3 protein-coding genes and 1 pseudogene are annotated in these 3,107 nt (G+C 43.6%); all 4 read left to right on the top strand.

What is annotated here, in order from left to right; translation table 11 throughout:
* On the top strand, positions 1 to 1,123 hold a 1,123-nt coding region (locus F6K13_RS25650), incomplete at its 5' end, for an AarF/ABC1/UbiB kinase family protein (protein ID WP_287288803.1).
* Between the two features lie 176 nt (positions 1,124 to 1,299).
* On the top strand, positions 1,300 to 1,653 hold the full coding sequence (locus tag F6K13_RS25645) for a hypothetical protein (protein ID WP_124144470.1): 354 nt from the start codon (positions 1,300 to 1,302) through the stop codon (positions 1,651 to 1,653).
* A 69-nt stretch (positions 1,654 to 1,722) separates the two neighbouring features.
* Positions 1,723 to 2,265 (top strand): annotated as a pseudogene (locus tag F6K13_RS25640) (GDP-mannose 4,6-dehydratase); the annotation flags it as partial.
* A gap of 28 nt (positions 2,266 to 2,293) precedes the next feature.
* Positions 2,294 to 3,107 (top strand): xanthine dehydrogenase family protein molybdopterin-binding subunit (locus F6K13_RS25635; RefSeq protein ID WP_287288801.1); only part of this gene is annotated, 814 nt, incomplete at its 3' end.

Raw genomic sequence — 3,107 nt, 5'->3', positions numbered from 1 at the left:
ATCTCTGATTGTAGATGAATTTGGCACAAAGCTATTTGAAGAGATTGACTATATCAATGAAGGGCGAAATGCAGAAAGATTTGCTACTTATTTTGCCGATGACCCAAGTGTGAAGGTACCATCAATATTTTGGCGTTATACTACCATCCATGTTTTGACCTTGGAATGGATTGATGGTCTGAAATTATTAGATACTGAACAAATTAAAGCAGCAGGTCTTGATACTGATACTCTAATTACGGTAGGGGTTACTAGCGGTCTACGTCAATTACTAGAGTTTGGCTTTTTTCATGCAGATCCTCATCCCGGTAACTTATTTGCATTAAAAGATGGTCGGATGGCCTACATTGACTTTGGCATGATGGATCAATTGGAGCAGGATACTAAAGAAACTTTGGTTGATTCAGTCATTCATTTGATTAACAAAGATTATCAAGAGTTGGCTAAAGATTTTGTCAAGCTTGGGTTTTTGGCACCGGATGTAGATATTCAGCCAATTGTACCAGCTTTAGAAATAGTGCTGGGAAATATTATGGGTGAGAAAGTTAAGGATTTTAACTTTAAGACAATTACAGATAAGTTCTCGGAACTAATGTATGAATACCCATTCCGAGTTCCGGCTAAGTTTGCCTTAATTATTCGTTCTTTGGTCACCGAGGAAGGTTTAGCTCTTTCCCTAAATCCAAATTTCAGAATAGTTGATGTTGCTTATCCTTATGTGGCAAGAAGATTATTAAAAGGTGAGTCCCCAGCATTACGTCGTCGGTTAATTGAGGTATTGTTTAAAGATGGAAAGTTTCAGTGGCAAAGGTTAGAAAATTTGATTGGCATAGCTCAGACAGACCAAAATTTTGATATACTACCTACTGCTCAATTAGGTTTACAATATCTTTTGAGTGAAGAGGGTGAATTTCTCCGAAAAAAATTGATACTAGCAATGGTAGAAGATGACCGAATTCACACCGAAGAAGTTACTCGTTTGTGGGGTCTAATTCAAGATGACTTTCAACCAAGTCGTTTGTTTAATATTGCTTTAGGCGCTCTAGCTGAATTTTCTACACAGAGAGCTACTGCAATTTTACCTTCTGTAATGGCAATGACAAATAATCAAAAATTAAATTAATGACTTGATGTCTGAATATTGCTGAATTACAGATAAGAATTTATTTTTTAATTTTAGTAAAGTCAGATAATGAATTGAAAATAAAATGTTTTTTTGACAAATAATTCTGTAATTCAGTAGTATATATTCCTCAATGTATCTAAAGCATAAATCAAGGAAATATTAAGGAAATATTTGTGTATAGTCTTCCTCAACCTCCCTATTTTTTAATCGCAGTTGGTTTATTAATGAGTTTATCTTCAGGAATAGTATTTGCCAAATTAATTAAGCAACTGGTTAAAGATTGGTCAGTAAATCCTTCTACTTGTAATATAGTTAGTATGAGAGGATTAACATTACAGCTTCCCTATTTAGGTATTGCTAGTGGTGCATTAATATTTTTATCCTCAAGTTTACAATTATTTGGATTTACTAACTTAGTTGCCTATTCTATTTGTTTGCCTTTAACTGTAGCAACTGGATTAGTTGTCTGGATTCAGCTTACTAAAATTTTAGATAAGATGGAACGGAGCATAACAGAAGAGAGTTAATTTTTTTCAACATTAGGATAAATTGACTCCCACTTTCAGCAAAAAATAGCCACTTGAATATAGGAAAAAATGACTAATATTATCGTAACAGGTGTTGGTGGGTTTATCGGGTCTCATTTAGCAGAAACTCTTTTAAATCAAGGAGAAAAAGTAATAGGAATCGATCAGTTTAATGATTACTATGACCCTGCTTTGAAACGTCAGAATATTTCTCAATTTCAAGACAATTCCGCTTTCCAATTAATAGAAAATGATATTCAATCTTTAAATTGGTCAGAGTTATTGGCAGATGTAGATATAGTTTATCATCAAGCTGCCCAAGCAGGTGTTCGTGCTAGTTGGGGTGAAGGTTTTCGTGCTTATACAGAACGTAATATCAATGCTACTCAAATAATTTTAGAAGCGGCTAAAGATGCTCCTCATTTGAAAAGATTGGTTTATGCTTCTACTTCTTCTGTATATGGTAATGCTGAAACTTTTCCCACTCCTGAGACTATTTGTCCTCAACCAGTATCCCCTTATGGAATTACTAAGTTAGCAGCAGAACGATTAGGTAAGTTGTATCATCAGAATTTTGGTGTACCCTGCGTATATTTACGCTACTTTACAGTATAAGATCGATACCGCCGAGGCCGAACGGATGCCGGGGGTGAAAGCGGTCGTCACCGGCGCCGACTTCCCCGACCTGGCCGAACTCGGGGCTCGCCCGGGTGAGGTCGACCTTTCGAAAAACGTGATGGCCCGCGACAAGGTCCTCTACGAGGGCCACGTCGTCGCCGCGGTGGCGGCCACCACCCGGCGTCAGGCTCGGGAGGCGGCGGCCGCGATCGTCGTCGAGTACGAACCGCTGCCCCACGTGTTGAACGTGGACGACGCCATGGCCGCCGACGCGCCGCTGCTCCACGAGGCCATGGTCACCAAAAACCCGGCCGAGGGCGCCGCCGAGGGCCCCTCCAACGTGGCGAGCCGGATCGTGCACGAACGGGGCGACCTCGACAAAGGATTCGCCGAGGCCGACGCCGTGGTTGAGCGGGAGTTCACGACCAAGCCGGTCCATCAGGGCTACATCGAACCGCACGCCTGTGTGGCCGATGTCGGCTCCGATGGTCGAGCCCACCTGTTTGTCTCGTCCCAGGGGCACTTCGCGATGCGGGCCCTGACGGCCCAAATCCTGGGTTGGGACACCGGCCGGCTCAAGGTCACCCCGGCCGAGATCGGCGGCGGTTTCGGGGGCAAGACCACGATCTACGTGGAACCGGTCGCGACCCGCCTTTCAGAAAAAGCCGGGCGTCCGGTTCGGATCGTGATGGGCCGCGACGAGGTGTTCAAAGCGACCGGCCCGGCATCGGGAACAAGGATGCGGGTCAAGATCGGGGTCGCAAACGACGGGACGTTCACCGCGGCCGACGTGTGGATGGCCTACGAGGCCGGCGCGTTCGCCGGTTCCCCGGTTA

Source organism: Okeania sp. SIO2B9, assembly GCF_010672505.1.
GTDB lineage: Bacteria > Cyanobacteriota > Cyanobacteriia > Cyanobacteriales > Microcoleaceae > Okeania > Okeania hirsuta.
This window is presented reverse-complemented; position numbering and strand designations above follow the sequence as displayed.